Origin of the sequence: Isoptericola sp. NPDC056618 (genome assembly GCF_042792715.1) — a bacterium.
GTDB classification, from domain to species: domain Bacteria; phylum Actinomycetota; class Actinomycetes; order Actinomycetales; family Cellulomonadaceae; genus Isoptericola; species Isoptericola nanjingensis.
In genome coordinates, this window is record NZ_JBHTVZ010000019.1 from 52,875 (window position 1) to 69,972 (window position 17,098).

The 17,098-nt window shown below is 69.9% G+C and carries 13 protein-coding genes; 9 read left to right on the forward strand and 4 right to left on the reverse strand.

Annotated elements, in window-relative coordinates; translation table 11 throughout:
• Positions 1–34 precede the first annotated feature (34 nt).
• From ACFQ8T_RS18350 to ACFQ8T_RS18385, 8 genes are all read left to right on the forward strand, one after another.
• Entirely contained in the window at positions 35–1,498 is a 1,464-nt protein-coding gene (locus ACFQ8T_RS18350) for an NCS2 family permease (RefSeq protein WP_430547916.1), read from the forward strand.
• Positions 1,499–1,760: 262 nt separating this feature from the next.
• On the forward strand, positions 1,761–3,653 hold the full coding sequence (locus tag ACFQ8T_RS18355; RefSeq protein ID WP_430547917.1) for a glycosyltransferase: 1,893 nt from the start codon (positions 1,761–1,763) through the stop codon (positions 3,651–3,653).
• Between the two features lie 13 nt (positions 3,654–3,666).
• The gene (gene wecC, locus ACFQ8T_RS18360) at positions 3,667–4,911 is read left to right on the forward strand and encodes a UDP-N-acetyl-D-mannosamine dehydrogenase (RefSeq protein WP_430547918.1); all 1,245 of its coding nucleotides are present in this window, start codon (positions 3,667–3,669) and stop codon (positions 4,909–4,911) included.
• The gene (locus ACFQ8T_RS18365; RefSeq protein ID WP_430547919.1) at positions 4,908–5,423 is read left to right on the forward strand and encodes a hypothetical protein; all 516 of its coding nucleotides are present in this window, start codon (positions 4,908–4,910) and stop codon (positions 5,421–5,423) included. Before wecC ends, ACFQ8T_RS18365 begins: the two co-directional genes overlap by 4 nt.
• Complete coding sequence (locus tag ACFQ8T_RS18370; RefSeq protein WP_430547920.1) at positions 5,420–7,453, forward strand: hypothetical protein; 2,034 nt, start codon at positions 5,420–5,422, stop codon at positions 7,451–7,453. The genes ACFQ8T_RS18365 and ACFQ8T_RS18370 overlap by 4 nt, the downstream gene beginning before the upstream one ends.
• Entirely contained in the window at positions 7,450–8,496 is a 1,047-nt protein-coding gene (locus ACFQ8T_RS18375) for a hypothetical protein (protein WP_430547921.1), read from the forward strand. Before ACFQ8T_RS18370 ends, ACFQ8T_RS18375 begins: the two co-directional genes overlap by 4 nt.
• Before the next feature lie 4 nt (positions 8,497–8,500).
• Positions 8,501–9,622: a non-hydrolyzing UDP-N-acetylglucosamine 2-epimerase gene (gene wecB, locus ACFQ8T_RS18380; protein WP_430547922.1), complete on the forward strand. Its 1,122-nt coding sequence runs from the start codon at positions 8,501–8,503 to the stop codon at positions 9,620–9,622.
• A 39-nt stretch (positions 9,623–9,661) separates the two neighbouring features.
• On the forward strand, positions 9,662–10,981 hold the full coding sequence (locus ACFQ8T_RS18385; protein ID WP_430547923.1) for a DUF6395 domain-containing protein: 1,320 nt from the start codon (positions 9,662–9,664) through the stop codon (positions 10,979–10,981).
• A gap of 48 nt (positions 10,982–11,029) precedes the next feature.
• Here the strand turns inward: ACFQ8T_RS18385 and ACFQ8T_RS18390 are convergent, their stop codons facing one another.
• The 4 genes from ACFQ8T_RS18390 to ACFQ8T_RS18405 are packed head-to-tail and all read right to left on the reverse strand — an operon-like array spanning position 11,030 to position 15,678.
• On the reverse strand, positions 11,030–12,646 hold the full coding sequence (locus ACFQ8T_RS18390) for a DUF6270 domain-containing protein (RefSeq protein ID WP_430547924.1): 1,617 nt from the start codon (positions 12,644–12,646) through the stop codon (positions 11,030–11,032).
• Positions 12,643–13,782 carry a non-hydrolyzing UDP-N-acetylglucosamine 2-epimerase gene (gene wecB, locus ACFQ8T_RS18395; RefSeq protein ID WP_430547925.1) on the reverse strand — a complete coding sequence of 380 codons (1,140 nt, stop codon included), beginning with the start codon at positions 13,780–13,782 and terminating at the stop codon, positions 12,643–12,645. Before wecB (ACFQ8T_RS18395) ends, ACFQ8T_RS18390 begins: the two co-directional genes overlap by 4 nt.
• A gap of 23 nt (positions 13,783–13,805) precedes the next feature.
• Positions 13,806–14,762, reverse strand: coding sequence for an ABC transporter ATP-binding protein (locus ACFQ8T_RS18400; protein WP_430547926.1), 957 nt, complete (start codon positions 14,760–14,762; stop codon positions 13,806–13,808).
• Positions 14,749–15,678 (reverse strand): ABC transporter permease, encoded by a 930-nt coding sequence (locus ACFQ8T_RS18405; RefSeq protein WP_430547927.1) that lies wholly within the window; start codon positions 15,676–15,678, stop codon positions 14,749–14,751. The genes ACFQ8T_RS18400 and ACFQ8T_RS18405 overlap by 14 nt, the downstream gene beginning before the upstream one ends.
• A 79-nt stretch (positions 15,679–15,757) precedes the next feature.
• Between ACFQ8T_RS18405 and ACFQ8T_RS18410 the strand changes: the two genes are divergently transcribed.
• Complete coding sequence (locus ACFQ8T_RS18410) at positions 15,758–17,071, forward strand: UDP-glucose dehydrogenase family protein (RefSeq protein WP_430547928.1); 1,314 nt, start codon at positions 15,758–15,760, stop codon at positions 17,069–17,071.
• Positions 17,072–17,098 lie beyond the last annotated feature (27 nt).

The window sequence follows — 17,098 nt, forward strand, 5'->3', positions numbered from 1 at the left end:
GGAGTCCTTCACAGGATCTGGCACGATTCTGCTCATGGCGAACCAGACCACCGCGCCGCCGCAGGGCGAGCTGAGCGCGATCGACCGCTTCTTCAAGATCACCGAACGAGGCTCCACCATCGGCGCGGAGATCCGCGGCGGTCTGGTGACCTTCTTCGCGATGAGCTACATCATCGTGCTCAACCCGCTGATCATCGGCACGGTGCCCGACGGCACCGGACAGGTGCTGGGCGGCGGCACCGAGGCCACGCCGGAGTCGCTCGGCATGGTCGCCGCGGCCACGGCGCTGATCGCCGGGGTCGCGACCCTCCTCATGGGCGTCTTCGCGAACTACCCGCTCGGCCTCGCCGCCGGCCTGGGGCTCAACGCCGTCGTCGCGTACTCGATCGCCAGCATCGACAAGGTCACCTGGGCCGACGCCATGGGTCTCGTGGTGATCGAGGGCATCATCATCCTGATCCTCGTGCTCACCGGGTTCCGCGAGGCGGTGTTCAACGCCGTGCCCGTGGAGCTCAAGACGGCGATCAGCGTCGGCATCGGCATGTTCATCGCGCTGGTCGGCCTCGTCAACGCCGGCTTCGTCGTGCCCGGCGAGGGCACCATCGTCGCGCTCGGCAACCTCGGCACGTGGCCGATGCTCGTGTTCGTCGTCGGCCTCGTGCTCACCATCGTCCTGTTCGTGCGCAAGGTGCGCGGCGCCATGCTGGTCGCGATCGTCACGGCGACGGCGCTCGCCGTCGTGCTGGAGAACACGCTCCACATCGGCGCCAAGAGCGCGGAGAACCCGGACGGCTTCAACCTCAACGCGCCCACGTTCTCGGGCGTGGTCACGACGCCGGACCTCGGCCTGATCGGTCAGTTCTCCCTGCTGGGCTCGTTCCAGAACATCGCGGCCGTGTCCGTGGTCCTCATCGTCTTCTCGCTGCTCATCGCGGACTTCTTCGACACGATGGGCACCATGGTCGCCGTCGGCGCCGAGGGCAAGCTCCTCGACAAGGACGGCAACCCGCCGCGCACGCGCGCCATCCTCGTGGCCGACTCCCTCGCCGCCGTCCTGGGCGGCGTCGGCAGCACGTCGTCCAACACCGCGTACGTGGAGTCGACGACGGGTGTCGGCGCCGGCGCGCGGACCGGCTTCGCCGCCGTCGTCACCGGCGCCCTGTTCCTGCTCGCGACGTTCCTGTCGCCCGTCGTCGCGCTGGTGCCCTACGAGGCCGCCGCGCCCGCCCTCGTCTTCGTGGGCTACCTGATGATGGCGCAGGTCGCCGGCATCTCGTGGCGCAACGTGGAGATCGCCATCCCCGCGTTCCTCACGATCATCATCATGCCGTTCACGTACTCCATCGCCGACGGCATCGGCGCAGGCTTCATCGCGTTCGTGATCATCAAGCTCGCGCTCGGCAAGGTGCGCCAGATCCACGCGCTCATGTGGGTCGCCGCGGCCATGTTCCTCGTGTACTTCACGCTCGAGCCCATCCAGGCGGCGCTGGGGCTCTGACCTCGCGCGACGGCGTCGCATCCACGGCCCCGGCCGGTCCTCGCGACCGACCGGGGCCGTCGTCGTGCGGGGGTGAAATGTTCCGCGGCCGCCGCCCGGTTGCGGCGGATTTCCGCGGTCGGGCGTGACCGATCCGTGGTCATCCGGTGCGGTGTACGGGGAGGCCCCCGCTACGATTGCCCCGGCCGTCGGACAGGGTCTCGACGGCGCCTGGGAAGCCTTCTCCGACGAAGGACCCCCGCCCCGACCGAGGACTGGACGCATGCCCGCACGAGCCGACCGCCGGTGGTCGTTGGCGACCGCGCGGAAGGCCGCGTGGCACCTGCGGCGCGGCGGACCGGCCCAGCTGAGGGCGTTCCTGCGGCGGCGCCGGGCGACAGGGGAGCAGCGGTCGGGCGCCGGCCGGATGACGAGCGACGGCCTCACCTTCGACGCGTGGCCCCCGCCGCGCCGCGACCCGGCCCGCACGCTGCGCGCCGGCGTCGTCCTGGACGACTTCTCGCGCCTGGCGTTCGGCTACGAGTGGGAGCAGGTGCTCCTCAAGCCGTCGTCGTGGCGCGAGCAGCTCGACGGGCTGGACCTGGTCTTCGTCGAGTCCGCGTGGCGCGGCAACGGCGGGGCGTGGCAGTACCACCTCACCGGCACGTCGGCCCCGCGGCCCGCGCTGGTGGAGATGCTCGACGCCGCCCGCGAGCGGGGCATCCCGACGGTCTTCTGGAACAAGGAGGACCCGGTCCACTTCGAGGACTTCGTGGACACGGCGGCCCTGTTCGACCGCGTGTACACGACCGACGTCGGGCGCCTCGACGCCTACCGCGAGCGGCTGGGCCACGACCGCGTGGGCGTGCTGGCGTTCGGCGCGCAGCCCGTGATCCACAACCCCGTGCGCTCCCACGGCGACGGTCCGGGGCGCGACGTCGCGTTCGCCGGCACGTGGTTCGCGCACAAGTACCCCGAGCGCCGGGAGCAGGCCGAGATGCTGCTGGGAGGCGCGCTGGACGCGTCGCCGCGCATGGAGACCGGGCTGGAGATCTTCTCGCGGTTCCGCGGGCAGGGGGCCCAGTACGAGTTCCCGGAGCCGTTCGCGTCGCGCGTCGTGGGCTCGCTCGACTACGCGCAGATGCTCACCGCGTACCGCGACTACAAGGCGTTCCTCAACGTGAACTCGGTGGTCGACTCGCCGAGCATGTGCGCGCGCCGGATCTTCGAGATCACCGCGTGCGGCACGCCGGTCGTCACGGCGCCCAGCGCCGCGACGGGGGAGTTCTTCCCTGCCGACGAGGTCTTCGCGGTGACGACGCGCGCCGAGGCCGCGGACACGGTGCGCGCGCTCGTGCGGTCGCCCGAGCTGCGCGACCGCGCCGTCCACCGGGGGCAGCGACGCATCTGGCGCGAGCACACCTACGGCTCGCGCGTGCAGCGCGTCCTGCACGACGTCGGCCTCGCGCCGTCGGCGGAGGTGGCGCGGCCGAGCGTCACCGCGCTCGTGTCCACGAACCGCCCGCACCGGCTCGACGACGTCCTGCGCACCATCGGCGCGCAGGCCGGTGTGCAGGTGCAGCTCGCGCTGCTGACGCACGGCTTCGAGGTGGACGAGGCCGACCTGCGCGTGCGGGCCAAGGAGGCCGGCGTCGAGGACGTCGTGCTGCTGCAGGCGGGGAGCGACGTCCCTCTGGGGTCGTGCCTCAACCGGCTCGTCGACGCCGCGGACGGTGACGTGGTCGCCAAGCTGGACGACGACGACCTGTACGGCGAGCAGTACCTCTCCGACCAGCTGTACGCGCTGGACTACAGCGGTGCCGCGGTGGTGGGCAAGCAGGCGCACTACATGTACCTCGAGGGCCACGACGCCACCGTGCTGCGCTTCGCGGAGCGGGAGCACCGGTTCACCGACTTCGTCATGGGCCCGACCATCGTCGCGGCGCGTGCCGTCGCCGCCGAGGCGCGCTTCGGGGAGACCGCGAGGGGCGAGGACACCGAGTTCCTCCGCCGGGTCGTGGACCGTGGGGCGCGGATCTACTCCGCGGACCGCTTCAACTTCGTCCAGATGCGCTCCGGCGAGGGCCGGCACACCTGGACCGTCACCGATGCCGAGCTGCTCGCCAGCGGCTCGGTCGCCTTCTACGGACGTGCCGACCGGCACGTCCTCGTCTGAACAAGGACAAGCGATGGAGATCAACACCGTCGGCGTGATCGGGCTGGGCTACATCGGCCTCCCGACCGCGGCGATCCTCGCGTCGAGGGGCGTCAAGGTGGTCGGCGTGGACGTGAAGCCGTCCACCGTCGAGGCGGTCAACCGCGGTGAGGTCCCGTTCGTCGAGCCGGACCTGGCGAGGGAGGTCGCCGACGCGGTGGAGCAGGGCACCCTGCGCGCCACGGACACCCCCGAGCCGGCGGACGCGTTCATCGTCGCCGTGCCGACCCCGTTCCAGGGCGACCACGAGCCCGACCTCTCGTGCATCGAGGAGGCGGCCAAGGCCCTCGCCCCGCAGCTGCGCGGCGGCGAGCTCCTCGTCCTCGAGTCGACCTCGCCCCCCGGGGCCACCCGCGCGATGGGCGAGTGGGTGCTCGAGGCTCGCCCCGACCTCTCCCTGGACGGCGCCGACGGCCGTCCCCAGATCCACGTGGCGCACTGCCCGGAGCGCGTGCTGCCGGGCCGCGTGATGATCGAGCTGGTCACCAACGACCGCATCGTCGGCGGACTCACGCCCGAGGCGGCGCGGCTGGCGAAGGACCTGTACGCCGTCTTCTGCCAGGGCGAGATCCTGCTCACCGACGCCGTGACCGCCGAGATGGCGAAGCTGGTCGAGAACTCGTACCGCGACGTCAACATCGCCTTCGCGAACGAGCTGTCCCTCATCGCCGACAAGGTCGGCGTGGACGTGTGGGAGCTCATCCGTCTGGCCAACCACCACCCGCGCGTGAACATCCTGCAGCCCGGCCCCGGTGTCGGGGGGCACTGCATCGCCGTGGACCCGTGGTTCCTCGTCGACGCCGCGCCCGAACAGGCGCGCCTCGTCCGCACCGCGCGGGAGGTCAACGACAGCAAGCCGCAGTGGGTCATCGACCAGGCTGTCGCCGCCGTCGAGGGGATCGATTCGCCAACCATCGCGGCTCTGGGCCTCGCGTTCAAGGCCGACATCGACGACCTGCGCGAGTCGCCGGCGCGACGCATCGTCGCCGGGCTCGCGGACCGGCTGCCACAGGCACAGATCCTGGCCGTCGAGCCGCACGTCCGAGAGCTTCCCGAAGACCTCGCAGGCCGAGGCAACGTCGTACTGAAGGACCTCGACCAGATCTGGGGCGCAGACGTGATGATCGTGCTCGTCGACCATTCCGACTTCCGGACGACCTTCGCCGAGGATGCGATTCGTCGGACCTCGGTGATCGACACCCGGGGGGTGCTCGCATGAACGCCGGTACGGATCCGGCGGGAGGCATCACGCGGCACCTCCGGGGGCTTGTCGCCGCGGTCGTCGCGGCCGGTGCGCTCACCTCGCTCGCCCTCGGCCTTGCCGGGGTCGGCAACAGCCTGCTCCAGGTGTCGACGGCCGTGGGGGTCGTCGCGATCCTGGCCCTGGGCGCCCGGGACGAGAGGCGTTCCGCGATGCGCGACGCGCGTGCTCGCGCTCTGATGCGGGACAACACGAGCGCGATCCGCCACCTGACGGAGACGACGCGCGCCGCGGACGCGAGGATCGCCGAGGCGATCGACGACATGCGTCGTGAGCAGGCCGATGCCCACGCGCGACAGGCCGACGCCGCCGCACAGGTGGCTGCGGACGTCGACCGTGTCGTGGGTCTGGTCGGCAGGCTGGACGCGGTCCACGAGCTCGAGCGTCTCCGGGAGGCGCAGGCACGGAACGGAGCGCGGGCCCGTCTGCTCGCGGAGAGCCTTCGTTCCCACGAGAGGACCAGGGGATGACACCAGTCACTGAGCTTGATGTCCTGCAGATCGGCGAGTTCCGGTTCGCCGGCGGGTCCGGGCGACGGCTGGCGGAGGAGGTCGAAGCCCTCAGCGACCTCGGACTGCAGGTCGGCCTGATGGCCCTCAACACCTCGCGCTTCAAGCGCGGGACGCCGTGGCACCGGCGGATCCTTGAGGTGCTGAAGCGCCCGAACGTCTTCGTCGTCGAGCCCACGGCGACCGTCGCCACGGACCTGACGGTGCTCAGGCACCCCGCGCTCCTGGCGGAGGCCCTGCCCGAGACCCGGCGCATCCGCACCGGCAGAGCGCTCGTGGTCGCGAACCAGAGCCGGGTGATCGACGGGATCGACTACGACGCCACGCAGGTGCACGAGGCGTTGACGGCGTGGCTCGGGATTCTCCCGACGTGGATGCCCATCGACGGCCATGTCCGCGACGAGCTGCTGCTGTCGGCCATCGACCGGCAAGCGATCTCGGACACGGACTGGATCCAGCTGCCGTGGCGGGAGGAACCGGAGTCCGTCCTCGCGTACGAGGCGGAGGGGTTGAGCATCTTCTGCCCCGAGGCGCTGGCCGACCAGGTGCGGACCTCGATGGACGCGTACGGTCCCCTCCAGGCCGACGGCGGCGACGTCCGCCTGTTTGTCGGGGACGGGTCCGCGGACCCGAGCTCGACCTGGCGCGTGGCGCTCGGGGCGGCTCACGCGGGATTCCGGGTGATCCTCCCGGCACGGGCCGTCGAGGAGATCGGTTGGTCCGGTCCCACGTACTCGCACCGCGGCATCGCCGACGCCGTGGCGAGCGTGGCTGCCGGCGTCGTCCGGTCGCCCGTCGTCGGGCGCGCCTTGCACGACGTCTACGCGCGGGATCTCGTCCACCACCTCTACGGATACGGATCCCGGCGGGACGCCGGCCGTCCTAGCCCCCGAGCCGCGACCCGCGGACAGCGGGCGAGACCCGTCGTCCTCTTCGTGACGAGCAACGGGGCCGGCATGGGACACCTCACCCGGGAGCTGGGTATCGCGAGGGCGCTCGCGCCGTACGCGGATCCCGTGTTCGTCTCCTTGTCGCAGGGCGTGCCGGTGGTGCGCAAGTTCGGGTTCCCCTACGAGTACGTGCCCTTCACGAGTGCGTTGCACGCACCCGCCGACCAGTGGAACAGGTACTTCCGCGAGCGTCTCAAGCGAGCGATCGAGACCTATGACGCCGCCTGCGTGGTGTTCGACGGGGTCTGGCCCTACGGAGGGCTGATCCAGGCGGTCAAGGCCACCGGCGTCCGCTCCGTCTGGGTCCGGCGGGGTATGTGGAAGCCCCACATCTCGCCCGACCAGCTGCGCACCGCGAGCCGGTTCGACCTCGTCATCGAGCCCGGCGACTTCGCGGCGTCCATGGACCGTGGAGCGACGACGACGGTGTCGGACGCGCTGAAGGTCGAACCCATCACCGTCATCTCCTCCGGGGAGATCCTCGGACGGGACGAGGCGCGGCAGGCGCTCCACCTTCCTCTGGGGAACAAGCTCGCACTGGTGACGCTCGGCGCGGGCAACATCAACAACATCGTGGACATGCAGGGACTGTTCGTACGGGCCGTCCAGGGACTCGGCCCCGAGTGGCGTGCGGTCGTGACCACGCCCCCGATCGCCGACAGCTCGGGGGTCGACGAGGCGATCGAGGTGTCGGCGTTCCCGCTGGCCCGGTATGCGATGGCTTTCGACTTCGCGGTCTCGGCAACCGGCTACAACTCGTACCACGAGTGGCTGATCGCGGGGCTGCCGGCGATCTGGGTGCCCAACCACGACACGATCACCGACGACCAGGACGCGCGCGCAGAGTTCGCCGAGCGGGAGGGGCTGGGCCTGAACGTGCCCGAACCGACCGCCGCCTCGGTGGGCGAGGCTGTCCGGACGATGGGTTCCACGGAGGTCAGACAGAAGATCGGTCAGCGTGCCGAGGACCTGCCGAGAACAAATGGAGCGACGCGCGCGGCCGCGGCGATCGCCGAGCTGCTGGGGGTGCATGCCGGATGACCACGCACGGCGCCACACGACCTGCCCTGGTCGCTGACCTGATCAGGGACATCAGGGCGGACCTACCGCTGCGGTCTCGTCCGAGGCTCGACGTGGGAAGCACCAAGGGTGTGCGGGCGCACGAGACGACGACGCTCCCGCTCTACCTCGTCCCTGTCTTCGACCTCGCGGACAGCGCACTCGATCGACTGTTCCGACAGCTCTACGGTGCGCAGGCGGCATCTGACGGCTTCCGTGTCGTGCTGTTCACCTCGGACGACCTGTTCAAGCGGGCGCGTGCGTACGGCTGGGCCGTCGAGCACGTCATGGACGAGAGCAGCTGGATCGGAAGGGGCCGAACGTCCGCCGAGTGGGAGACCCACGCCGTGGAGTCGTTCCGCTGGGCGGTCGGCGAGTACGGCGCTCAGGGGATCCTGCTCCCCGAGGCGAACGGCGACCTCACCGAAGAGCTCTTGTCCGCACGGTTGCCCGTCTCGGCGGAGCATCCAGACGGAGCCCCCGACCCCCGAGAGCCGTTCGCGTCGTGGCGGGAGTGGAGCAGCGGCGGGGGCACACTGCGCTGGGGGGAGTCGCACGTCCGGACCCACGACCAGACGGTGGAGGTCCAGGCAGTCCGGGGCGACGCCCACTCCCACGTGGTGTTCCTTGGCGCCTGCGACGACGACGGCGTCTCGTCGTTGCTGACCGCGGCTCGCCACAGCGACTGGTCCACCGTGGTCCTCTCCGCCACGGACGACGCGGCCGCGTCGGAGCTCGGAGCCAGGACGTGCCTGGGCCTGACACCTCCGGGGTATGTGCGCGTCGCTGTGGTGGGACCGGGCGTGGCTGACGTCGGTTACCTCGTGGCGCTGAACGACTTCGTCGTGCGGGCCGACGGAGACCGGTACGTCGTCGCTCCGTGCCTGGAGCGCGACGCGGACCACGAGGCCCGGTTGGGTGACTGGCAACCGATCGAGGCCGGGGCGTTCGTGGACGCGGTGGACGACTACGTCAGGTGGTGCCGCAGCAGCCAGAACAGCCGTCTGTCCTTCGCGGCGGTCTGACCTCATGGAGCAGCCGACGCCGCCGGGCACGTTCCTGCACGTGGCGGGAGCGCGTCCGAACTTCCCGAAGCTGGCGCCGGTGTACGACGCGCTTCGGCGCCGTGGTGCCCGTCAGTTCGTGGTGCACACGGGCCAACACTTCGACGACGCGCTTTCCGGAGTGTTCTTCCGGCAGCTGGGTATGCCCACTCCGGATCGGAACCTCGGTGTCTCTGGCGGATCGGACTCCGAGGTCATCGCACGGATCATGCTGGAGTTCGAGGCGGTCGCCAGGTCGATCGACCCCGTGTGCGTGATCGTGTACGGGGACGTGAACTCGACGATCGCGGCGGCAACGGTCGCGGTCAAGCTCGGAATCCCGGTCGCTCATGTCGAGGCAGGGCTGCGGAGCCGAGACCGGTCCATGCCAGAGGAGATCAACCGCATCGTGACCGACCACTTGGCCTCGGTCCATTTCGCGACCAGCGCGGATGCTGTGGAGAACCTCGCCGCCGAAGGCATCACGGGCGAGGGCGTCGAGCTCGTCGGCAACCCGATGATCGACACGTTGCTCCTCTCCATGGAAAGGTTCGACGCGGAGGCCTTGCGCCGTGACCTTCGACTGCCGCACGAGTACGCGACCGTCACGGTGCACCGGCCCGGGAACGTCGACACGGACGAGGACGCCCGCGAGATCGTCGAAGCGGTCCACGGAGTCGCCGACCTGGTCGACGTCGTCCTTCCTGTGCACCCGCGGGGGAGCGCCCGCCTGCGGAGTCAGGGCCTCGAGAAGCACGATCGGGTGCACGTCGTGCCACCACTTGGCTACCTCGAGTTCATGGGGCTGGTACGAGAGTCCCGCCTCGTCGTCACCGACTCCGGCGGCGTCCAGGAGGAGACGACCGTCCTCGGCGTCCCGTGCCTGACGCTCCGGGCGAACACCGAGCGCCCGGTGACCATCACTCACGGGAGCAATCAGCTCGTCGGCCGTGAGAGCGTGGTTCGTGCGGCGACCCAGGTGCTCGCCGAGGAGCGCGGCGTGAGCGTGCGCCCGCCCTTGTGGGACGGAGCAGCCGGGGAGAGGATCGCGGATTCCTTGAACCGGCGTTTTCAGCATCTCTCGATCAACTGTGCTCAGAACCGCTGAGCCGTCATCCAAAGCTACTGACATCAGGGGAGAACGTCGATGAAGGTCTCTGCCGTCCGGGACGAGTCGTGGGCCAGGTTCTCGTGCGAGATCGAGGACGGAGACACGCCTGTCGTGACTCCGGGATCGCTTGCCGCCCATGACGCGCGGGTGCGGCTGTCGTCCGAGGTCCAGGTCCACCCAGATCTCATGGCGCTCGCGGCGATCCTCGTGTTCGCGCCATGGTCGCGACGCTTCGAGTTCGAGTTCGGGGTCAGTGCGCAGTTCGCCGACACCGCTCGAGACGCGGCCGGGCTCGACGTCGGGCCCGTCGATCCCGCCCTGGCGCCGAGGTCCCGCCCCGCGGACTCCGTTCCCGGGCTGTGCTACAGCGGTGGAGCCGACTGCACGGCCGCGCTGACGGTCATGCCCGAGTCCACGGTGTCGTACTTTCTTGATCGGATCTCCCGTCCGGACGAAAAGTGGCGTGGGCTCTACCGCAAGGAAGCCGCGCACCACGCTTGCGCGCAGCTGACGAGGGCGGGGCGCACGGTGAACATGGTCGAGACGGACCTGGAGTTCGTTCGGTCTCCCGTCGGCTTTCCGCATGACTTCTCGAACGCGGTACCGGCGGTTCTGAGCGCGGACCGTGACGCCCTGGGGTCGATCGCTTGGGGGGCAATTCTCGAGTCCACCTACCGCGTGGGTTCCCTTCGCTTCCGGGACTATGTCAAGAGCCCGTGGTTCGTGGGAATCGGCCCCCTGTTCGAGGCGGTCGGCCTTCCGGTCTACAACCCTGTCGCCGGTGTCAGCGAAGTGGGTACCGCGATCATCGCAGGCAGGTCGGAGTACGGTTCGTACGCTCAGTCGTGCATGCGCGGGTTCGTGGGCGAGCCGTGCCGTCGGTGCTGGAAGTGCGCCCGCAAGATCCTTCTCGAGTCGGCCCTCTCAGGGGAATGGCCGGATCCGCAAGAGATCAACGCCATGGCGGTGGGCGCGGACACGCCAAAGCTCTTCCTCAAGGAGCCGCTCAAGCACGAGGGGGTCGTCGCATTCTTCGCGAGGCGCTACCCGACGGATGGTGACAGTGAATTCATGCGCTTGCTGAACGAGCGTGTGTCGGGCTACTCGGTGGAGTGGCTGAACCATTGGTACGTGCCGTCGATGGACAACGTCCCGACGGACCTGCGGGAGTTCTCGACCGCCCGCATCAACGAGTACCTCGAGCCGATGTCGGTCGACGAGATGGAGGACTTCCGGTCCTGGGACATGCGGCCCATGCTGGCTACTGATCGACGCAAGAATGCCACGGCAGCGTTCTCGGACTACCTGAACGGCCTTCTCCTGGAAGCCAAGGGGGCGTCCTTGTCGGCACGGTGACGTGGCGTTGCGGCCGCCCTGGCGTCGTGGCAGGGCGGCCGCGGGTCCCTATTTCGCCTGGTTGCGCTCGACGAGTGCGTCGATGTCACGCCACGCGGTGAGGTCTCGGCCCGTCAGCTCCTGGACGAACCGGATGTCGCGCTCGTACAGATGGGCGAGCGCGATGATCTCCTGCGTGGAGACCGGGCGTGCCCGGCGGATCGCGTCGATGCCGGGATGGTGGTTGTATCGCCGCGCCATCATCGGCGATTCCCAGAACTCGGGGTAGTCGCGGGCGCCGACCGCGTCGAGCGCGGAGCCCAGGTACTTTCGTGGCGACTCCTCCAGGTCGTCGAAGATCAGCGTGCGGAGGGCTTCTTCGCCGAGGGCGTCGCTCCACTGACGATAGTGGCGCTCGTAGAACCCGATGTCGACGATGCCGAGCGCGGGATTAGCCCTGAAGATGCCTTCCTCGACCTTTGCGCGACCGTTCGCGACATAGTGCCAGAAGGCGGAGACCGCGCGCGTCACCGGGTCCCGGAGCGAGAGCAGGATGCGCACGTCGCGTCCGAGTGCCTGCTTGATGACGTGAGGCGTGCTGGGCCTGGGGACGCCAAATCCGCTCTCCGTCGTCTGCCAGAAGTACGTGGGAGTCCGTTCCCCGCGCCACGGTGCCGTCCGGATGTCACGGAAGTGGGCGCTGTAGCCTTCGAGAGCTTCCTTGTCACTGAGAGCGTCCGTGCGACTGAAGAAGTTCGACGCCTTTCCCGGGGCCATTTCGATGTCCTGATGGCGTGCTAGCTGCTTGTAGAGCCACAGGGTGCCCGCGCGGTGCGCACCCGCGATGATGAGGTTGGGCATCGGGGAAGAGTCGTCGTCGCGTGCGGGAGCGGGGAGAGCGGCGCTCGTGCCGCGGCGAGCGGCGGGCGCGTGTTCCGCAGCGGGTGCCCCGAGGGCGATGTGTCGTTCGACGGTCTCGCTGATGTACCCGTAGACGTTGTCGGAGTAGTGGAACGGCGCCGGTCCCCACCGGTGGGCGCTGCCCGCGCGGACCTCATGCTCGCCGAGCGTGATGACATGAGCGTCGAGGGACGCCTGTGCGGCCTTGACGTAATGGGGGTACAGGGCGTTGGCGTCGGCCGCGGAGAGCCCGAAGCTGTCGGGCGCCGGTGTGCCGGTGTCATCGATCGAGGCCCAGGGGATGTCCAGGAGGACGACCGCGGCGTCCGGCATGTGCTGGCGGACGAGGTTCCCGACGGAGGCGATCCCCTGCGACCAGTACTGGAAGTGCAGGTCGCTGCCGAAGGGCAGGTGCTGGGAACCTGCGGGGAGGTTCTTCTCCGCGCCCGTGGAGACGAGCTCGACGGACCGCGTGATCACGGAGCCGTCAGGCAGGACGTACGCACCCAGCCGCTCGTCGACGAGGTCGACGAGGACGAGGTCGGTCTGGCCCGACAGCTGCGGCACGATGGCCTGGAGACTCGACTCGAAGTCCCCGGAGAGCATGCGCTGCTGGAACGCGGACTCGAGCTTCGGCGGGTCGATGAGGGTGACCGGACGGGTGTAGGCGCTGAGCGCCGACTGCCGTGCGACGTACTGCACCAGCTCGAACCTGTCGGCGTCGAAGTGCTCGAACGCGTCTCTCGAGACGCACGAGCCGTAGATGAAGACTCGGTTCTTGGTCATCGGGGGCTCCCTGCCTGCCAGTCATCCGGCCGAGGACCACCGCAGACCAGGTGGAGGACGGCCGAGACGGAGCGGACGGCGCTACGGCCGTCTCCGTAAGGATTGATTGCTTGGGCCATCGCGTCGTACGTGGCCTGGTGGGTGAGGAGCGTCGTCACCTCGTCGACGATGCGATCCTCGTCCGTACCGACGAGCTTCACCGTCCCCGCGTCGACGGCCTCCGGGCGTTCGGTGTCCTGCCTCATGACGAGGACGGGCTTGCCCAGACTGGGCGCTTCTTCCTGGACGCCTCCCGAGTCCGTCAGCACCACGCTCGCGAGCGAGAGCAGGCGGGTGAACTCGCCGTACGCGAGGGGCTCGGTCACGGTGACGTTGCCCAGGCCCTGGAGGTGCGGCAGCAGGGCCTCGCGGACGACGGGGTTGCGGTGCGCGGGCAGGACCACCTGGGCGCCCGGGAAGACCTTCGCCAGGCGCGCCAGCGCCCGCCCGACGCCGTCCATGGCACCCCAGTTCTCGCGACGGTGAGTGGTCACGAGGATGACCTGACGCCCGGAGCACGCGAGGCTCTCCAGACCGGGGTCGGTGAAGGGGGTCTTCTTCTCGGCCGTCATCAGGAGAGCGTCGATCACGGTGTTGCCGGTGACGCTGATGGCCTCGGGGTCGACCCCCTCGCGGAGGAGGTTGTCCCTGCTGCTCATGGTCGGCGCCAGGTGCAGGGAGGCGATCTGCGAGGTGATCTTGCGGTTCGCCTCCTCGGGGAACGGGGACAGGATGTTCCCCGACCGGAGTCCGGCTTCCACGTGCACCACGGGGATCCCGCGGTGGAACGCGGCGAGGGCCGCGGCGGTCGAGGTCGACGTGTCCCCCTGGACGACGACGGCGGCGGGCTGTTCGGCCACCAGGACGGGGTCGAGCCTCGCGAGCACCCGCGCGACGATCATCGACAGGGACGCACCGTGCTCGAAGATGTCGAGGTCGTGGTCGGGGCCGATGTCGAAGGTCCTGTTGACCTGGTCCAGCATCTCCCGGTGCTGGCCGGTGACCACGGTCACGGAGTCGAGCACGTCGCTGGCCTCGAGGGTCTTGATGACGGGGGCCACCTTGATGGCCTCCGGTCGGGTGCCGTACACCGTCATGATGCGTGGGCGCCTGCTTGCCACTATGTCCTGTCTCCTCGGTTGCGAGGCCGCGGCGTCGACCGCGGCCTCACGTGACGGGAAGTGTATCGACGGGACGACTGTGCTTCTTCCACCCGGACGGTGGTCTGCTCTCGCTCCGAGAAGGCGGTCTCGATGATCTGCTTGGCCTCGCCCGGTTTGTCCTTGGCGATGGCCCAGGCCCACTTGCGGTAGCGCAGCGCGACGTCCTCCGCGGGACCGTCGAGCACCAGCCTCCCGTGGTTGAGCCAGAGGGCTCGGGTGCACGTCTCCTCGATGGTCTGCGCCGCGTGCGACACCAGGAACACGGTCCCGGCGCTCTGGCGCAACCCCTGCATGCGGGCCTCGCTGCGCTCCTTGAACGCGGCGTCGCCGGTCGCGAGCGCCTCGTCGATGAGCAGGATGTGCGGGTTGGACGCCGTCGCGATGGCGAACCGCAGGCGGGCGCCCATGCCGGAGGAGTACGTCTTCATCGGCAGGTAGATCGACTTGCCCAGGCCGGCGAGCTCCTTGACCTCGGGGACGGCCGCCTCCGCCTGCGCCGGCGTCAGGCCCATGGCGAGGCAGCCCAGCCGGATGTTCTCCTCGCCCGACAGGTCCGGCACCAGTGCTGCGTTGACGCCGATGAGCACGGGCGTGCTCTCGGCCAGCACGCGCCCCTTGGCGGGGTTCTCCAGCCCGGCGATGATGCGCAGCAGCGTGCTCTTGCCGGAGCCGTTCTGGCCCACGAGGCCGATCTGCTCGCCCGACTTCGCCACGAACGAGATGCCCGACAGAGCGCGCACCAGCACCTTGGGGTCGTTGCCGAGCACGGTGCGGGCGGCGCGGACCACCGGGTTGACGCGCCGCTTGCGCTCGGCGGCGTCGGTCGACGGCACGCGGTACCGGACGCTCACGTCCTGCACGGCCACGGTCGCCTGCGCGAAGGGGTCCGCGACGGCGAGGTCAGACACGGCCATAGGACTCCTCCGCGCGCCAGAAGACGACGAAGCCGACGACGAGCGTCCCGATCGCCCAGCCGCCCAGTCCGAGCCAGGTCGGCAGGCTCGGCACGGCCCCGTAGAGGAGGGTGTCGCGAGCGGCGTCGAGGACCATGTACATCGGGTTGGCCTCCATGATCCCGACGATCCACGGGTAGTCCTTGAACCGGTCGATCGAGAAGAACACCGCCGACCCGTACAGCCAGAATCGCATGAGCACGCTGATGAGCTGGTTGAGGTCGGGCAGCGCGGCAGCAGCCCTCGCGAGCAGCAGGGCCAGCCCGGTGGTGAACAGGACCTGCAGCACCAGCACGGCGGGGAACAGCGCGGCGGCGGCGGTCCAGTTCTCCTGGTCGGGCAGCACCAGGATCAGCACGAACATGGCGCCGAGGGTGGGTGCCAGGTTGAGGATGCCGCGGAGCACCACGGAGATGGGCAGCGAGGCACGGGGGAAGCTGAACGCCCGGATGAGGTTGCGTCCGCTGGCGATCGACTTCGCGCCCCCGGTCACGCACTGGGTCGTGAACTGGAAGAGGAAGACGCCGATGACCAGATAGCCGAGAAAGTTGTCGATGCCACGGCTCGACTTCAGGACGAGCCCGAAGATCAGGTAGTACGCCAGTCCGTTGAGCATGGGGTTGATGACCAGCCACGCCTGCCCGAGCAGCGTCTCGCGCGTGCCGCTGGTGACCTTGGCCCGCGCTTCGGCCCACAGGAAGTGCCGCCGCTTCCACAGCTGCGCGAGGTAGGTGCGGATCGGGGGCCGTGCACCCACCTGCGAGAGCCGGCCGGTGGAGACGACCTCGAGGGTGGAGGCCTGCTTGCCGAACAGGTCGGCGTACAGGTCAGCCGGGCGCGCGTCAGCGCCCTGCCGAACATCACCCTCGTACGTCATCGCCCCGCATCCTAGAGTGAGCGCGGGCATCCCTGGACGCCCTGTCATCCCACGGATGCCTCGATGAAGGACAGCGAACGTGCAGATCTCGGTGATCGGTCTGGGCTATCTCGGCGCGGTGCACGCGGCGAGCCTGGCCCACCTCGGGCACGACGTCGTGGGGGTCGACGTCGACGCCGAACGGGTGGACGCGCTGGCCGCGGGCAAGGCCCCGTTCTTCGAGCCGGGGCTGGACGACCTGTTGTCGCAGGTCATGGGAACGGGCCGACTGACCGTCTCGACCGACATGGCTGCGGCCGCCGGGTCGCAGGTGCACTTCGTGTGCGTCGGGACGCCGCAGCGGAAGGACGGCCCTGCGGCGGACCTCGCCTTCGTCGACGCCGCAGTGGGTGAGCTGGTCGAACACCTGGGGGCAGGCGAGATCGTGGTGGGCAAGTCCACCGTCCCGGTGGGCACCGCGCAACGACTGGCGGGCGTCGTCGCGGCGGCGCAGCCCGGGGCGGTGCTCGCCTGGAACCCGGAGTTCCTGCGCGAGGGCTTCGCCGTCCAGGACACCCTGCGCCCCGACCGCCTCGTCTACGGCGTGCCCGACGGCGCGGCGGGGGAGCGCGCCGTGGCCCTGCTCGACGCCGTCTTCGCCGCACCGCTCGCCGAGGGCGTGCCCCGCATCGTCATGGACTACCCGACGGCCGAGCTGGTGAAGGTGGCCGCCAACTCGTTCCTCGCCACCAAGATCTCCTTCATCAACGCCATGGCGGAGCTGTGCGAGGTAGCGGGGGGCGACGTCGCGCGCCTCGCGGACGCGATCGGCCATGACGCGCGCATCGGACGCCGCTTCCTCAACGCCGGCCTGGGCTTCGGGGGAGGGTGTCTCCCCAAGGACATCCGCGCCTTCCGTGCCCGCGCCGGCGAGCTCGGGGCGGGCGACGCCGTCGCCTTCCTGGGCGAGGTGGACGCCATCAACGCGCGGCGCCGCACCCGCATGGTCGACCTGGCGTCCGAGGTGCTTGGCGGGATGGTCGACGGCGCGGAGGTCACGGTGCTCGGCGCCGCCTTCAAGCCCGACAGCGACGACGTCCGCGACTCGCCCGCCCTCGACGTCGCGGCCCGCCTGTCCGAGCTGGGCGCGGTCGTCACGGTCCACGACCCGCAGGCCATCGACAACGCCCGCGCCAAGCAGCCGCACCTCCACTACGAGCGCGACCTGGAGGCTGCGCTCGCCGGCGCGGACGCCGTCCTGCTGCTCACGGAGTGGAAGCAGTACCGCGACCTCGACCCCGAGAGGGTGGGGACGCTCGTCGCGCAGCGCACCGTCCTCGACGGCCGCAACGCGCTCAGCCGCGCGGCCTGGACCGACGCGGGCTGGCAATATCGTGCTCTCGGCCGGCGCTGAGCCGGTCGTCCCTCCACGGATGGGTTC